The sequence below is a fragment of the Rubrivirga sp. S365 genome, from assembly GCF_032248475.1.
Classification (GTDB): Bacteria; Bacteroidota; Rhodothermia; order Rhodothermales; family Rubricoccaceae; genus Rubrivirga; species Rubrivirga litoralis.
In genome coordinates this window covers 2,151,483-2,166,309 of record NZ_JAVTTN010000001.1, presented here as the reverse complement: position 1 = coordinate 2,166,309, position 14,827 = coordinate 2,151,483, and the positions used below count along the sequence as shown (strand labels likewise).

The 14,827-nt window shown below is 71.1% G+C and carries 10 protein-coding genes; 5 read left to right on the top strand and 5 right to left on the bottom strand.

Going from position 1 to position 14,827, the window contains the following annotated elements; translation table 11 throughout:
* Positions 1 to 178 precede the first annotated feature (178 nt).
* Positions 179 to 940, bottom strand: a complete 762-nt coding sequence (locus tag RQM47_RS09320) for a T9SS type A sorting domain-containing protein (RefSeq protein ID WP_314008646.1) — start codon at positions 938 to 940, stop codon at positions 179 to 181.
* A 533-nt stretch (positions 941 to 1,473) separates the two neighbouring features.
* Here RQM47_RS09320 and RQM47_RS09315 point away from each other — a divergent pair.
* The 4 genes from RQM47_RS09315 (at position 1,474) to RQM47_RS09300 (ending at position 6,998) form a co-directional block, all read left to right on the top strand.
* Positions 1,474 to 4,620 (top strand): hypothetical protein, encoded by a 3,147-nt coding sequence (locus RQM47_RS09315; RefSeq protein ID WP_314008643.1) that lies wholly within the window; start codon positions 1,474 to 1,476, stop codon positions 4,618 to 4,620.
* Between the two features lie 65 nt (positions 4,621 to 4,685).
* Positions 4,686 to 5,198, top strand: a complete 513-nt coding sequence (locus RQM47_RS09310; protein ID WP_314008641.1) for a winged helix-turn-helix domain-containing protein — start codon at positions 4,686 to 4,688, stop codon at positions 5,196 to 5,198.
* Positions 5,149 to 5,757 (top strand): IS630 family transposase, encoded by a 609-nt coding sequence (locus RQM47_RS09305; RefSeq protein ID WP_311666082.1) that lies wholly within the window; start codon positions 5,149 to 5,151, stop codon positions 5,755 to 5,757. The genes RQM47_RS09310 and RQM47_RS09305 overlap by 50 nt, the downstream gene beginning before the upstream one ends.
* Before the next feature lie 257 nt (positions 5,758 to 6,014).
* A complete protein-coding gene (locus RQM47_RS09300; RefSeq protein WP_314008639.1) occupies positions 6,015 to 6,998 on the top strand; it encodes a glycosyltransferase family 8 protein in 984 nt (327 codons plus the stop codon).
* A 177-nt stretch (positions 6,999 to 7,175) separates the two neighbouring features.
* Here the strand turns inward: RQM47_RS09300 and RQM47_RS09295 are convergent, their stop codons facing one another.
* Entirely contained in the window at positions 7,176 to 8,222 is a 1,047-nt protein-coding gene (locus RQM47_RS09295) for a sugar-transfer associated ATP-grasp domain-containing protein (protein ID WP_311663933.1), read from the bottom strand.
* A gap of 417 nt (positions 8,223 to 8,639) precedes the next feature.
* On the opposite strand from RQM47_RS09295, the gene RQM47_RS09290 reads away from it, so the two are divergent.
* A complete protein-coding gene (locus RQM47_RS09290) occupies positions 8,640 to 9,452 on the top strand; it encodes a hypothetical protein (protein WP_311663931.1) in 813 nt (270 codons plus the stop codon).
* Between the two features lie 109 nt (positions 9,453 to 9,561).
* Here RQM47_RS09290 and RQM47_RS09285 read toward each other — a convergent pair whose 3' ends face one another.
* The 3 genes from RQM47_RS09285 to RQM47_RS09275 form a co-directional block, all read right to left on the bottom strand.
* Positions 9,562 to 11,469 (bottom strand): glycosyltransferase family 2 protein, encoded by a 1,908-nt coding sequence (locus RQM47_RS09285; protein WP_311663929.1) that lies wholly within the window; start codon positions 11,467 to 11,469, stop codon positions 9,562 to 9,564.
* Between the two features lie 129 nt (positions 11,470 to 11,598).
* Positions 11,599 to 12,804, bottom strand: a complete 1,206-nt coding sequence (locus RQM47_RS09280) for a hypothetical protein (protein ID WP_314008637.1) — start codon at positions 12,802 to 12,804, stop codon at positions 11,599 to 11,601.
* Between the two features lie 35 nt (positions 12,805 to 12,839).
* Entirely contained in the window at positions 12,840 to 14,624 is a 1,785-nt protein-coding gene (locus RQM47_RS09275; RefSeq protein WP_314008636.1) for a carbamoyltransferase, read from the bottom strand.
* Between the last annotated feature and the right edge of the window lie 203 nt (positions 14,625 to 14,827).

Sequence of the window (14,827 nt, the reverse complement as noted above, 5' to 3'; positions counted from 1 at the left end):
GCAAGCGGCGGGCCGAACCTTGCACGTGCCCATACAGCGGGCGGGGCGGGACGGATCGCGTGTCAACGGGGGCCGCCAAGGCGCTCGTGCGCACGGGGGCGGGGCGGGCACAGGGTACGCCACCGGACGCCCGTTCAGATCCGCCGCCGCCGTGCGTTCCGCGTGCGAACGGCGCAGGCTACAGCTTAACGAACCGGACGGCCGCCCCGCCCCCCGCCCCGCCCTGCACGCGGACCACGTAGGCGCCGGGGCTCAGGTCCAGGTCCAGGACGGCCTCCCGCACAGCCCCGCTCGAAGGGAGCGGGACGACGAGGACGCGGCGCCCCAAGGCGTCGAACACCTCGGCCGTCGCGGGTCCCGGCGCGGCCCCCTCGACCCGCAGCGTCACCGGCCCCGCAGCCGGGTTCGGCCACGCGCGGACGCGGAGCCCCGCCGGCGCACCGTGGGCGGGGCGGTCCGAGCGGAGCGGCGTTCCCACCTCGCTCAGGCCGACGTGGGCGTACTGGAGAACGTAGGTCCCGTCGGGGCCGGCGATGACGACGGGTCCCAGCCCCTCGGCGAGGACGAGCACGCCGAAGCCGGCTTCGGACGCGTAGGTCCGAGTCGATACTTCGTGCCCCGGCGCGATCGCCAGCGCCCCCTCCCCGACCGTGACCTGCCGGCGGTCACCCGCCCCGCCCGCGGCGCAGTCGACGGCGCCCGCCCCGCCCAGCGGGCACGGCGCGAGCTGCGGCGACGGGCGCTCGCGGCTCCCGTCCCACACGACGACGCGCGCGGAGCCCGCGTCGTAGCGCGCGAGGTACCGGGTGACGCGGGCAGGCGACGTGGGTGCGGCCCATGCCGAGTCGACGACGCTCGCGTAGGACGTCGCCCCGACGAGCGTGTCTCCCGTGACGGACCGGCGGAGGGCAGCGCCCCCCTCGCTCGCGTAGTCGAACACGCTCCCCGGCAGGAGGGGAAAAAAGGCTTCGGCGCTCGCGGACGCTTCGGCGGCGTGCGTTGTCTCTGAGCGGGGTGGAGCGTCTTGCGCCATCGCGGAGGGGGCGTACAGGGCAGCTACGCTCATAGCCACCACACTCGCGGCGCGGGCCGCCATCGTCGTCAAGCAGGTCAATCGTTTCGCCGTCGCCGGCCTTTCGTGGTCCCCACCACTCGGCCGAGACCGCTAGGACTCGGGGTACGGGAGTGTACCCTATTGGAGCGGGGCGGGGCGGCGGCCTCAGCGAAAGCACTGAACGATCACACAGGCATTCCCCGCGGCTACGCATCCAGTCGCCCCAGCGGCTCTAGGGCGGGGCACCCGTTCCCGCCGTTCTGCCGGAGTAGCGTGTTTAGGGGGTTGCCGGATGGAAGTTCATGGGGCTGTCGTCTGCCGACAATGCGAGGTCACGTTGCACCTCCGTTGCATCTGAGCGGGGTGACTCGACTCGGGGCCGCCGGCGCTGATACCGCCCCCCGCTTCCCTCTGCATCTATGTCCCCCCGCCCCGCCCCCCGCGTGCCCGCCGCCCCGCTCTACCTCCGCGTTCTGCTCCCCCTCGTGTGCGCCTTGTGCGTCTCGGGTCTTGCGCGCGCGCAACCCTCAGCGTACACGTCGCAGGAGGCGCCGCCCGACGTGGGCGCCGAAGTCACGCAGCGGATCGACCTGGAGCCGGGGCCGAACTTCGTCTCGCTCTACGTCTCGCCGGAGAGCCACGACCTCGAAGACCTGTTCGGGGACCAGCTCGACCAGATCTTCCTGATCAAGGACGGCGAGGGCGCCGTGTTCGCGCCCAAGTACGGGGTCCGCGACCTTACGGAGTGGCGGTGGACGCAGGCCCACCTCGTCTACGTCCGGAACCCCGTCACGGTCGAAGTCCGGGGGCAGCGCATCGAGCCGCAGTCGGCCTTGCCTCTGGAGCGGGGATGGAGCTGGGTTCCCTACTTTGGGACGGGGCCGATGGACGTCGAGGAGGCGTTCGCCTCGCTCGGGGCCTCGATGACGCGGGTCGAGGACGTCGACGGCCGGACGTACCCCGAAGCAAACAACGCGGAGCCGCTCACGGCGCTCCAGCCCGGGCGGGGCTACCGAGTCCACCTCTCGGACGCGGCGACCCTCGTGTACGGCGCGCCGGAGGGGGCGCCCCCGCCCCGCCCTGCGCCGCCGCCGCCGCCGCCGTCGGAGCGGATCGCCGCGGCCACGCTCGCGGACGCGCTCGCGCTCCGCGGCCTCGAGCCGGGTCAGACCGTCGAGGTCGGCGGCTACTACGCCGAGGGCGACGGCGGCGGCGGCACGTTCGACGTGACGGCGAGCGGGGCGGCCCCGGACGGCGGGACGGTGTTCGTGCCGGACGAGCACGCGAGCGGGGTGGTGATGGAGGCGCACAGGTACCGCCACGACCAGCGGTTCGAGGGCGTCCCACGCGGCGAGGACGTCGTGTTCGGGTCGCTCTCTCTCGATGTCCTCGACGAGCGCGGCTCCCTCTGGCTCCGGATCCCCGGGCACTACCTCCACGGCCACGCTCACGGCTTGAGCCGGACGCTCGCGCCGGGCTTCTTCTACGGCGACGGCGGCCGGTTGAACCTGTACAAGGCCCGGATCGGCCGGGACCGGACCGTCCAGTATTCGTACCGCCACACGACGGGCGACGTGCGGCTCGAGCGCGTGCGCTCGGAGCCCGTCCTCCGGGTCGAGTGGTTCGGCGCGCGGCCGGCCGCGCGTGGCCCAAGCTGGACCGGCTCGACGGATGTCCAGCCCATCCTGGCCCACGTGATGAATGTTGCGGACGCCCTGAACGGGGAGCGGTCCGGCGCCGTCCGCGAGGTGCGGCTCTCGTTCCCCGACGTCTACGACACCTTCGGGTCGATCATCGTCCCCAACGGCGTCACGCTGCGGGGCGAGGGCGGGACCGAAGTCCAGACGGTGACGAACGACCTGGGCCACACCTACCGCCCGGTCCGCGTCCGGCCCCGGCACACCCGGCTCCGCACGATGGACGGCGAGGCGTTCCGCCACATCCGCATGCTGAAGAACTCGTCGGACCCGGCCTACCTCGCGCCCGACGCCAAGTTCGTCCTCAAGGGCCGCCCGACGTCGCTCTGGGTGGGGCACGGGGTGATGGAGGCGGGCATCGAAGACATCGTCCTCGACGGGAACTGGGAAAACAACCAGCAGCCGTGGACCGAGGACTACGCGTCGTACGCCGAGCTCGAGGAGTGGGGCCGCAACTCGCCAGGCCACGCGGGCTTCGTCTCGACGAACCACAAGGGCGTCTACATCCCGCAGGGGCAGCACCTGACGGTCCGCAACGTGGCCGTCGACGGGTTCATCTCGAACGGCCTCCTCGGCAACGCCAACAACACGTGGACGGTCGAGAACGTCCGCCTCGGGAACAGCCTCTGGAACCACGTCCTCTACAACGCGAACGGCTCCTACACCAACCTCACGCTGCACGGGTTCGCGTGGGACCACGTGGCGTGGGGGTACGGAACGGTCGACAACCTCGTGTTCGAGGACGGCGCCGTGAGCCCGACCCGGCGGGGTCGGGGAATGTGGGGCATCCGGGGCGGCGATGCCCACGACCCGGCCGACCTCGCCGGCGACGACGGCTACTTCACGCGCGAGGACGGGACGGTGCCGACTAATTTCGGCACGACCGTTACCGGGATCTACCTCGACTTCCGAGAGGCCGCCATCGGAGCCTTTAGTGGCCTCGGGCCGAACATCGCGATCCGGGGGGTCTCGCATGAGGACCCAGCTCGGATCGTGACAGACCCAGGTAGCAGCTTCGGCTACGTGTTCGCAGAGAGCGGGAACGGCTACCAGCGCGCGCTCTACCCGAACAACGTCATCGAACACGTCGTGCTCTACGACCTCGGCTCGAAGGAGCGAGGCGGCTTGTTCGGCACGCTGAACGTGACCCGGTCGACCTACCGCGACATCCGCTCGGATCGGTCACTCGGCGGAACTGGCAAGAGCGCTTCTACCCTGAAGCTGAACGCGACCCACCGGGGACGCCCAGAGTGGGACAACGTGCAGACGGTGACGTTCGAGGAGATCCACGAGGTGGCCCCCCACAAGTTCATCGCCAAGGTGGGCGTCTCGGACGACGCCGTCGGCCGCGAGGTCACGATCCGGCGGAGCTCGTTCAACAACACGACGAACACCCTCTTCCGCGGGTCGAACGGGGGCGGAAACCTCGCGGGGTTCAAAGGCGACCCCTCGAAGCTCCGCGTCGCGTTCGAGGACGTGTCGCTCAACATCCACGACCGATACTTCCTCAACCTCGAGCTCTTTTTCGCCATGTCCACGCTTGACCGCGTCACCGACGCAAAGAGCGGGCGGACGAGCGAGGACGGCGGCCGCGCCTCGTTCACTGGGCGGGGCGGGGAAGTGTTCGTGGACGTCCCGACCGAGCTCCTGTGGCGGCCGCTCGACCCGTCGTTCGTGAGCGTGACGCCCCGGTCGGGCACGGCCGTGAAGGTGGGCCGCGTCGAGGTCGTTCCTTCGTACACGAAGGACGGGGACTGGCGCGCGCCAGTCCTCCGGCTCCACCTGGACCGCCCGCTCCGGGGGGGCGAGGCCGCGTCGTTCGACTGGTCCGCCGCCGTCCGCCCGCCCGGGGGTGGGGGGGGCGTGTGATACCAGATCCGGGAGCTTTCTTTCTGGTCGCGCGGTCTGAGCGGTCCACTCGCCTCCGGCTCGCCATGTCTCGGACGCTCTCGCTCACCGACCACTTGCCTGACGCGGAGGTCCGCGCTCGCTTCCGCGCCTGCCGTGACGCCACCGAGCGCGCCCGCTGGCAGGTCATCTGGCTCAAGACCCTGCGCCGATCCACGGCACACATTGCCGAGGTGACCGGCTACACCCCGCTCTGGGTCCGCTCCCTCATCCACCGCTACAACGACGGCGGACCCGAGGCCATGCGCGACCGTCGCCACGACCACCCCGGCGCACCGGCCATGCTGACCACGGCGCAGCAGGCAGATCTCGACGCCGCGCTCGCCTCTGGCACCGCGCCCGACGGCGGGCTGTGGAGCGGACCTAAGGTCGCCCGCTGGATCGAGGCCGCCACCGGGCGCGAACACGTCCACGACCAGCGCGGCTGGGAGTGGCTCGTCCGCCTCGGCTTCTCGGCGCAGACCCCGCGCCCGCACCACGACAACGCAGATCCGGCCGCGCAAGCGGCGTTCAAAAAACAAGCTCGTCGCGCAGGTTGAGGCGGCCCGCGCCGAGCGCTCGGTCGAGGTGTGGGCGATGGACGAGCACCGGGTCGGGCTCAAGCCGATCCTGCGCCGGACGTGGGCGCGCCGCGGCGAGCGTCCACAGGTCGCCGTCCGTCCGCGCTACGAGTGGCTCTACGTCTACGCCTTCGTGTGCCCCGAGACGGGCGAGAGCGAGTTCTGGCTAGCGCCTTCGGTCAACTCGGCGATGTTCTGCGAGATCACGGCTGCCTTCCTGCGAAGCCGCGAGCAGGCGGTCCTTCTAGTGCTCGACCAAGCCGGGTGGCACATGTCGGCGGAGACGCTCGCATTGGAGGCCGACGGCGTGCTCGCCTTCGAGCACCTGCCGCCGTACAGCCCAGAGTTGATGCCCGCCGAGCGGTTGTGGGAGCTGACCGACGAGCGGCTGGCGAACCGGGTGTTCGAGCGTCTCGCCGATCTGGAAGCGGTACTGGGCGAGACGTGCGTGTCGCTCACCGACCAGCCGGCCAGGATCCAGAGCCGGACGCTGTATCACTGGTGGCCCGGCGGCGCTGACCATACCTCAACAGAGTAGCCGGATTTGGTATGACAGGGACCGTCTGCCGGAGCGTCAGGGGCCTCGTACGCAACGACTGGACCGGGGCGCTCACCCTCTACAGCCTCCCCATCTCCTAATCGGTGGCCGGTGTGACGGAGACGTCGAGGCGGTCGGCGCGGGCCGCCGTAGGCATACGTGGTAAACTCGCTCAGCCGATGCCGGCACCGACACCTCACGCAGCGATCAAGCTCACGCCCCACATGACGACGACCGCACCTGCCCTCGCCCCCCCGGTGCACGTGGTGTGTGCGACCGACGACGGGTTCGCCCTCCCGACCGCCGTCATGGCCGCCTCGCTCGCCGCGGCCTCGGACCCCGGTCGGCGCCTCGCCCTCCACGTCCTCGACGGGGGCCTCTCCCCGGCCGTCGCCGGGCGCCTCGACCGGGCGCTCGGTCACACGGCGGCCCAGGCCGCCGCACGCGGCGTGACGCTCGACGTGCACCGCGTGGCCCCAGACCTCAGCGCCATCGCCGGTCTCGGAGGGAACAGCCGGATCACGGCTACGGCCTACCTCCGTCTGCTCGCCCCTGACATCCTCGGCGATGTCGGGCGGGCGGTATGGTTCGACGGCGATGTCCTCGTGTTCCGAGACCCCGGGGCTCTCCTCGACGTCTCACTCAGGGATCCTACTGGGCGGCCCTCTCCAGCCGCCGCTGCCCCGAACACCGGCTCCCCGGTCGGGCGGGGGAGACGGAGCTACGCTGAGCGTGGACTCGACCCCTTTCTTCCTTACAACAACTCGGGCGTGATGGTCATGGACTTCTCGCGTTGGCGAGCCGAGCAGCTAGGGCAGGCCGTCATCGCTGAGCTCCGTGAGTATGGACACCTCTACAAGACTGTAGATCAATGCGGCCTCAACGCCGTCTTGTCGGCTGCTGCCGGCGGAAGTCGATGGGCGCCGCTCCCGGGCGAGTGGAACGTTCAGGCTGGAAGCCACGTCACGCGTGCCGCCCCGCCCGCAGTCTCAGTCATAGCCGCCCTTCACTTTACGACGGGGCGCAAACCCTGGAGTCACAAATACCTGACCCGGTCAGGACAGGGGCCAACCTTCGCCATCTATCAAGCCGAGTGGTTCCGCGCCGCCCAGTGGAGCGGGTGGTTCTCAGAGGCGGAATGGGCGAGGTGGCGAATACAACTCGCCACGAGGCGGGTGTGGGCTAAAGGACACCAGACTCTATCACAAGTCCGCTCCGCTTTCTATAGACGTAAAAAATAGGACGGCGTCGCAGAAGTAATCGAACCGGCAGCGGTAGTATATTCCGTCTCCACCTGGACCGCGCGCTCCGTCAGGGCGAGGCCACGTCGTTCGACTGGCCATCCGCCCGCCCGGGGCGGGCGGGGCGCCTGACGGGGGCAGGCCCGGGGGGGTGGCCGGACCGCCACCCCGCCCGCCCTAGCCCGCGTCGAGGACGTCGAGGTAGACCCTGGCATACGCCGTCGTCCCGAGCGGGCGCAGCCCAGTCTGCTGGAAGCGAGCGTCGGGGGCCGTGTTGGCCTCGACCAGGACCACCCCGCTCGTCGTCACGGCCACGTCCCAGCCGACGACGGAGACGTCCGTGAGCGTGCGGTGGGCCTCCAGGGCGAGGGCCAGCACCTCCTCCCACTGGGGCACCCGGGCTCCGACGATCGCGTGGCCCGTGGTCGGGTGCCGGTCGTAGTCCCGCGCAGCGAAGCGGAGGTCCTTCCGAATGGCCGGGCCGAGCCGGCCTGTCTCCGCGTCGACCGGCGCCGCCAGTCCGCCCTGATCGAAGTTGTCGACCGGCTGGTCCTTCATCGCCATCCGCAGGAACGACCCGACATGCTCGGGGTCGCTGCCCGGCCCCTTGGCTGTGATCACGCGGACGGTGGCGAGGGTGCCCGGGCTGAGGGCATCGAGGTCCGGCACGTTTACGAGCCGGGGTTGGAGGACGTGAGGCTGCCCCTGAGAGAGGGTCTGGAGGTGGGCGACGAGGTCGGCCGCCGCAAGCCGCTCGCCGTCCTCGCCGACGTACCCCGCCCCATCCCACACCCATCGGGCGGCGCCCGCCCCGCCCAGGTCATCGGCCGGTTTGCTGAAGAGGTCCCGCGCGGGCAGCCGCTCCACCCCGCCCTCGGCGGACGGCCCCCACCGGACGTCGCCCCCATCGAACTCCGCGACGATCGGGGCGGTCGGGAGCCCCTCCTCGCAGCACCGCTCCGCGAACTGGCGCTTGTCGCCGATGGATACGTCGTAGCCAAGGACTCCCCGGACACGGTGGCGGAGAGCAACGTTCGTAGGAGTCGGAATGAACAGGACCGCGTCGCGGAGGTCGCCGAGCAGGTAGAGCCGGTAGCGGTAGTACACATCAGCGTCGAACCCGAACCGGAGCGCGAGCCACACCTGCTCGGCCAGCTGGCGCCGGAGCGACACGCCCCAGAGGTGCTCGGCCTCCCGGCCGTACTCGCGTGTTGCTCTGGGCACCCCCCGCACCCGGACCGACCGCCAGTAGCCGAATCGGTACACCTCCCGAGCGCGGGCCACGAGCCCTTGGGACGGGGCCGGGTTCTCCCTCTTGGCTCGGGCGGCGAGGACGTGAAGACGAGCAGCGTCTCGATGGTTTGCGGGCATGGGTTAGGCTCTTGGGGTTAGGTCACGGCTTGTACGCCTCGGGTTCCATGAGGACGAGGGTCCCCTCTCATTCCGCTGGGAGTGCCCCGGCCTAGTCGAAGAATGGGACCGGCGAGGGCCGGAACGGCTCCACCGCCCCGGCTTCTCCCGCCTCGGGCGTCGCGTATGTTCGCCCCGCCGCCCAGGCCCGCCCCGCCCGCGCCCTTGTCGGACGGCTGCTCCGGTCCGCTGGTCTCCGCTCGTAGCTCCTCCCACCTGTTCTCCCCCCGTATGCCGCCCTTCAACCCAACCCACCTCAACGACCTTTCCCCCCAGGACGACCTCACGCTGTGGACGGGGGGCTGGGACTCGACGTACCGCGTGCTCCAGAGGGCGCTCCTCGAGGAGACGCCCGTCCGCCCCGTGTACGTCGTGGACCGAAACCGAGGGTCGGCCCACATGGAGCTCGGCGCCATGAACGGGCTCCTGCTCGCGCTCGAGCGTCGGTACCCCGAGGCCTACGCCCGCATCGAGCCGCCCCGCTACGTCGACCTCCGGGCGGTCCCCCCCGACCCCGAAATCACGGACGCGTGGCGGACGCTGCGGGAGGACCACAGCATCGGGACCCAGTACGACTGGCTCCCCCGGCTTGCGAAGGCCGCCGACTGGACCGGCGTCGAGCTGTCGATCTACGGGGGCGGCCGGCTCCGCCCCATGTTCGGCGACAGCGTCGGGCGGGTCGAGGGTCCGGGCGGCCCTACCTACGCGCTGTCCGACGATGCCCCAGAGCCGGTTCAGGTTCTGTTCGGCCGGTTCGCGTTCCCGCTCTGGGACACCACGAAGGCCGCCGCGTTCGAGGCCGCCGAGGCGGCCGGCCTGTCGCCGCTCCTCGACGCTCATACGTGGTTCTGCTTTAAACCCCGGAACGGGAAGCCGTGCGGGGGGTGCCGTCCGTGCCAGTTCATGGTCAAGGACGGGCTCGGCCACCGGGTCCCGGCCGTGAACCGGGTTCGTGCCCGGGCCGAGCGGGCCGTGAACCGAGCGCGGTCGCGGGCAAAGGTCGGGACGAAGCTCCGCGCCCTCCGAGACCGAGCGACACGCTAGACGTGAGCCGGGGGTGGGGCGGCGCCTCAGGTCCGGCCTAGACCGGCCACCCCGCCCTCGCATAGGCGCGAGCGACCTGTTGCCCCGCGGGCGGGGCGGTCCGGCCCCGCTACGGTCGCCGCCCCGCCCCCACCGCCCCCTGCACACCCGAGAGAACTCGCGCGAGCGGGCCGTTCTGCCGACGCGCCTGTCCGCCTGGTTTCGCGGCCCGAGGGAGCCTCCGCGCCGACTCCGCAATGAGAGCCTCGAACGCCGGCAGCAGCGCGTGCAGCGCCTTAACGCTCTGCTCCAGATCGAACCCGCGCGACGGGCCGCTCGGCGTCTTGTTGGCGTCGACCACGTAGATCCGTCCGTCGGCCCGGTCGCGGAGGACGTCGAGCTCGCCGTACTCCATGTCGAGGGCCTGGGTAAAGGCCACGATCTGGCTCCGCTCCTCCTCACTAAAGACGGACTCGGGGGCGACGACCTCAGCGCCGTCGAACGCCTTGAACCGGGCGCCGACCGGCCTGTACTTGACGTAGACCACCGGAGCCCCCCCGCGGAAGACGGGGACCCGGTACTCGTAGAACCCCTCGGCGTCGTCCCGCCGGTTGTCGATGGCCTTCTGGTACACGTACCCCGGAAACACGAGGTCCGCCGAGATGGGGCAGTCGATGACCTCGCCGTCGTGGGTCGCATTCTCGTCCGACTTTTTCACGACGCGCCCCTCGTACGTCGTCGGGTCCACCTCGACCGGGTACCCGAAAGCGCCCTCGAAAACCGCCGATACGTGCTCTTTGCTGATGTCCGTGCAGCGGAGGTTGATCGCGGCTTCGTCGTTGCGGAAGGGGCCGACGGCGGACCGGGTCTCGTCGTCCCAGAGGAAGACGGCGTCGCACGGGCCTTCGGGGTCCGAGGTCATCCGGTACCCCGCGAGGACGGCGAGCTTGTACAGCACAGCGTACGGCCGGGGCACCTCGGGGTAGAACAGGAGGACCTTCTCGGGGGCGGCCAGGACGCGGGCCGTGCGCGCCCAGGACTGCGCCTTCGACGGCCTCTCGCCCGAGTACCGCCGCCACGCCTTTTCGAGGCTGGCCAGGCTCCGGTACCGGCCCGTGACCTCGCGGTCGAGCACGGGCTTGACCCGCCGGAGGCGCTCGGCGGCCCCGAACCCCGCCGCCTTGAGCACGGCGACGTACGACCAGGTGTTGGCCTTGGACACGGACGGCACGTAGCCGTCCGGGAACGCTCGGCGGTACGCGGCCGTGCCGGCGGAGAAGTCCACGTCGGCGAGCCGGCGGACGTGGGCGAATACGGCCTCGCGAGCGGCTTCGGTCTCTTCCGGGCTGAGGATCCCGTGGGTCCGGCAGTGGTTGAGCGCAGCGGTCAGCTCGCGCACGTCCCGCTCTAGCGCTGCGCGCTCCGCCTCAGTGTTCGACCAGGCGTACACCGTCGTCTGCTCCTCGTCGGCGTACGCCACGACCGCGCCGGCCGTAAGCATCCGCACCCAGGCGTCCCGCGACCGGGGCGCCGGAACCGCGTCGGCCGAGCGCACGGCCTCCCGACGCCACAGGTTGGACGCCGTGGAACCGAGGCGGTCGTGGAAGAGGGCGAGCCACGGGGGCTCGCCGCCCGCCCGCCTGTGCGCCGCCTTGCCGCCGCTCGACACGTGGCGGTAGCTCCCCGCGACGAGATCGGCCCCCGTCTCCTGGGCCGCCTCGACCTGGCGGGCCAGCTTGTCCGGTTCGATCACGTCCCCCGCGTCGAGGAACTGGACGTAGTCGCCACGCGCCTCGCCGAAGCCGACGGCGCGGGAGTCGCTTACCGCCGCCCCCTCCCCCACCACCCTCCACCATACCGCGTGCTCGGCCGGAAGGGCGTCTAGAGCGGGGCACTCGCCGTCTGGCCCAACGCTCACGCAGAGGACCTCCGTGGGGGCGTAGGTCTGACTTAGGACCGACTGGACCGTCCTCTCGACGCGCGCGCGCGATCCGGAGCAGGTGACGACGACGGAGACCGCCGGGGCATCAGGGAGCATGAGGAGAATCGGGTCAGTCGGGGGGTGGTACCTGTTCCAGGAGCTTGAGCCTCACGCCGGCCGCCCTGTTCCGCCGCAAACCACCCCGCCCCGGCGTCTGTGAGGGCGGGGTGGCGGGCGGGGCGGGCCTCAGACGGCGCGTCGGAGGCTCGTCTCTACGCGCGCGCCCCCAGGCACGTCGAGCCGCTCGGGCTCGCCGATCGAGTCGAACAGCTCGCGCACGTGGTTCCGCCACGCCCCCCACGACCCCAGCTCACGGACGTGGTCGACGTGCTGCTTGACACCGACCTCGGCGAGCACGAGGGCGGAGGCGAAGATGCCCGGGACGCCGGCCATCTCGTCGCGGAGGGCGTCCCGGAGGACCGCGTACATGTCGGGGTAGTCCTTGGCGGGGTAGTTCCGCCAGCGGCCGTACCGGATCGAGCTGTAGACGAGGTCGTGGAACACGGAGCACACCTCGGACTCGCTCCAGTCGATGAGCACCGGGGCGTCGAGCGGGCCGACCATCTGCATCCAGTTGAGGTCGCCGTGGCACCGCGCGAGCGCGAGCTCCCGAACGCCGGCCTCGTCCGCCGAGCGGCGCGCGAGGTCGAGGAGCGCGTCGACCGACCGCTTCACCTCGGGCGGGGCGGCCGCGTACCGCTCGTCGGTCTCCGCCTGGAGCCGGTCGAGGTACTCGCCCACTCGAGCCGTCTCCCGTGTGGCGTCGTAGGCCCGGAGCATCGCACGCTGCGCCCAGTCGAGCGGGCGGTCGTCGGCCGGAGGCGACTCGTACACGACGTCCTCGATCCATCCCCTAGCGTCCCCGTCCAGCGAGGCCGCGTGGAGGCGAGGGAGGCTGACGACGCCGGCGAGCTCGCGGCGCGCGTCGACCTCGTTCCGCAGGCGGTCGGCATTCCGGTCGTGCGTCAAGACGTGGGAGACGGTTCCGAGCCGGTCGCAGAAGGCGCCCGAAAACTGCCACTCCCCGAGAAGCACCTCGAAGTCCGCCCACCGCACATTGGAGACGGGCGGGGCGGCGTACACGCTGTGGAGGAGGCCGGCCCGGACCAATCCGCTTCGGACGACCCGGTTCGAGATGGCCGCCTTGAAGACCGTTCGGATGGCGAGCGTCCGCCAGCTCTGCCGCGGGTGGAGCACGTCGAAGTAGAAGTCGACGGCCGACGGGGTGGTCTGAATGCAGGCGTGGAACCGGGGGACCACGAAAAAGTTGGCCGCCCCGCCCGACGGGGTAGCGGCCTGCGGCCTGTGGGCTCGCTCGAAGGCGCCCACGCTCTCGAACATCTGCGGGGGCGTCTTCCCCTTGATCTTGGCGGTGGGGCGGGGCGGGGCCATAGGGTTCGGGGTGGGGGCGGGCGGGGCGGAGGCCGTCACGACCCGGCGACAGCCGGCTCCTCGATGGGCACGCGCTGGACGACCGTGTTGCCGATCACGACGGCGTCCATGCGCGTCCGGTGGAAGCACGCGAACGCCTGCTCGGGCGTGTCGACGATGGGCTCGTTCTCGTTGAACGACGTGTTGAGCAGGATGGGCGTCCCGGTCCGCTCAGCGAAGGCGCCGATCAGTTGGTGGTAGAGCGGGTTCTCGTCCGCGGCGACCGTCTGGAGGCGGCCCGAGCCGTCGACGTGCGTGATGGCCGGGAGCCCCTCGCGCTTGTCGGGCTCGACGGGGTAGACCTGCTGCATGAACGGGTCCGGGGCGGGGTCGACGAAGTAGTCCTCCAGGCGCTCCTCCAGGATCGACGGGGCGAACGGCCGGAACCGCTCGCGGAACTTGATCTTGAGGTTGATGAGGTCGCGCATGTCGGCGCGGCTCGGGTCGGCGAGGATCGAGCGGTTGCCGAGCGCGCGGCTCCCCCACTCCATGCGGCCCTGGAACCAGCCGATCACGTTGCCGTCGGCGAGTAGGTCGGCCGTCGCCTCGACGGTCTCCTCGGGCGAGTTGTAGGTGGTGGCCGTGTAGCGCCAGTCGTCGTCGGAGCGGCCGGGGACGGCGGCGTCGAGGATGGCCTCGACGTCGGCGTCGGGGTACTCGGTCCCCCAGTAGGCGTGCTCCATGACGAACCGGCGCGGGTTGCCCAGCTCCTGGTGCCACATCCAGAGCGCGGCGCCGAGGGCGGTCCCGTTGTCGCCGGCGGCCGGCTGGATGTAGACCTCGTCGAACGGCGTGTTGTCCCGGATTTTCCCGTTCGCCACGCTGTTCATCCCGCAGCCGCCGGCGAGGCAGAGCTTGCGCATGCCGGTCCGCCCGTAGAGGCCGCGGAGGATGTGGAAGGCGGCCTCCTCGTAGACGACCTGGAGCGAGTGGGCCAGGTCCTCGTGGTGCTGCGTGAGCTCCTCGTCGGGGTCGCGGGCGGGGCCGAGCACGTCGCACATCGCGTCGGCGTAGACGCGGCCGAGCGAGGGGTAGCCCTCGTCCCACTCCATCTCGACGCCGTCGGACCAGTGGCGGAAGTAGTCGAGGTTGAGCTCGAAGGTCCCGCCCCGCACGAGGTTGACGAGCTGGCGGACCTCGTCGACGCGCGTCGGATTCCCGTACGGCGCGAGCCCCATCACCTTGAACTCGTCGCCGTAGTGCAGGAACCCGAGGTGCTGCGTAACGGCCGTGTACAGCATCCCGAGCGAGTGCGGGAAGTACGTCCGGTCGAAGACGTCGAGGTGGTTGCCCCGGCCGGTGGCGAGCGACGTCGAGACAAAGTCGCCGAAGCCGTCGATGGCCGCGACGGCGGCCTCGTCAAAGGGCGAGCAGAAAAAGGCGCTCGCGAGGTGGGCGGGGTGGTGCTCGACGTTGTGGACCGGGGGGAGCGCGTCGGAGCTCACGCCGAGCGCCTCGGCGAGCGGCCCCTCCACCTCGCGGACGGCCCGCTGGTTTTTGAGCCGGTCGAGGACGAGGCGCGGCGACGGCCGCTTCTTCAGCGCGAACAGCGCTTTCTGCGGGAGGTTCGCCTTGGGGTCGCGGCTGATGGCGACGTGCGCGACTTGCGCTCCGTCGATCCCGGCCATCTCGAGGCACCGCTGGATCGACTGCGTCGGGAAGCCGGCGTAGTGCTTGATGCGCGTGAACCGCTCTTCTTCGAGGGCGGCCACGACGGCGCCGTCGCGGAGGAGGACGGCGGCGACGTCGCCGTGGTAGGCGTTGATGCCGAGGACGTACATGAGGGCGGGGCGGTCGGGAAGGGCGGGGCGATGGGCCGTCGCCAAATTACTGGTGGGGCGGGGCGGGATCGGCTGGGTCTCGCCAAGCGCCCGTGACTTCTGCCCCTGCCCCACCAAACTCCGGGCCACCCCGCCCGCGCACGTCTTTGCAGCCGAGAGGCGGCCCGCCGACAGGTCGGCGCCCGCTCCTGACGACCTCCGAC

Coding starts and splice junctions, on each gene's coding strand:
- RQM47_RS09315 (WP_314008643.1), top strand. CDS start 1,474: ATGTCCCCCCGCCCCGCCCCCCGCGTGCCCGCCGCCCCGCTCTACCTC.
- RQM47_RS09310 (WP_314008641.1), top strand. CDS start 4,686: ATGTCTCGGACGCTCTCGCTCACCGACCACTTGCCTGACGCGGAGGTC.
- RQM47_RS09290 (WP_311663931.1), top strand. CDS start 8,640: ATGCCGCCCTTCAACCCAACCCACCTCAACGACCTTTCCCCCCAGGAC.
- RQM47_RS09285 (WP_311663929.1), bottom strand. CDS start 11,469: ATGCTCCCTGATGCCCCGGCGGTCTCCGTCGTCGTCACCTGCTCCGGA.
- RQM47_RS09280 (WP_314008637.1), bottom strand. CDS start 12,804: ATGGCCCCGCCCCGCCCCACCGCCAAGATCAAGGGGAAGACGCCCCCG.
- RQM47_RS09275 (WP_314008636.1), bottom strand. CDS start 14,624: ATGTACGTCCTCGGCATCAACGCCTACCACGGCGACGTCGCCGCCGTC.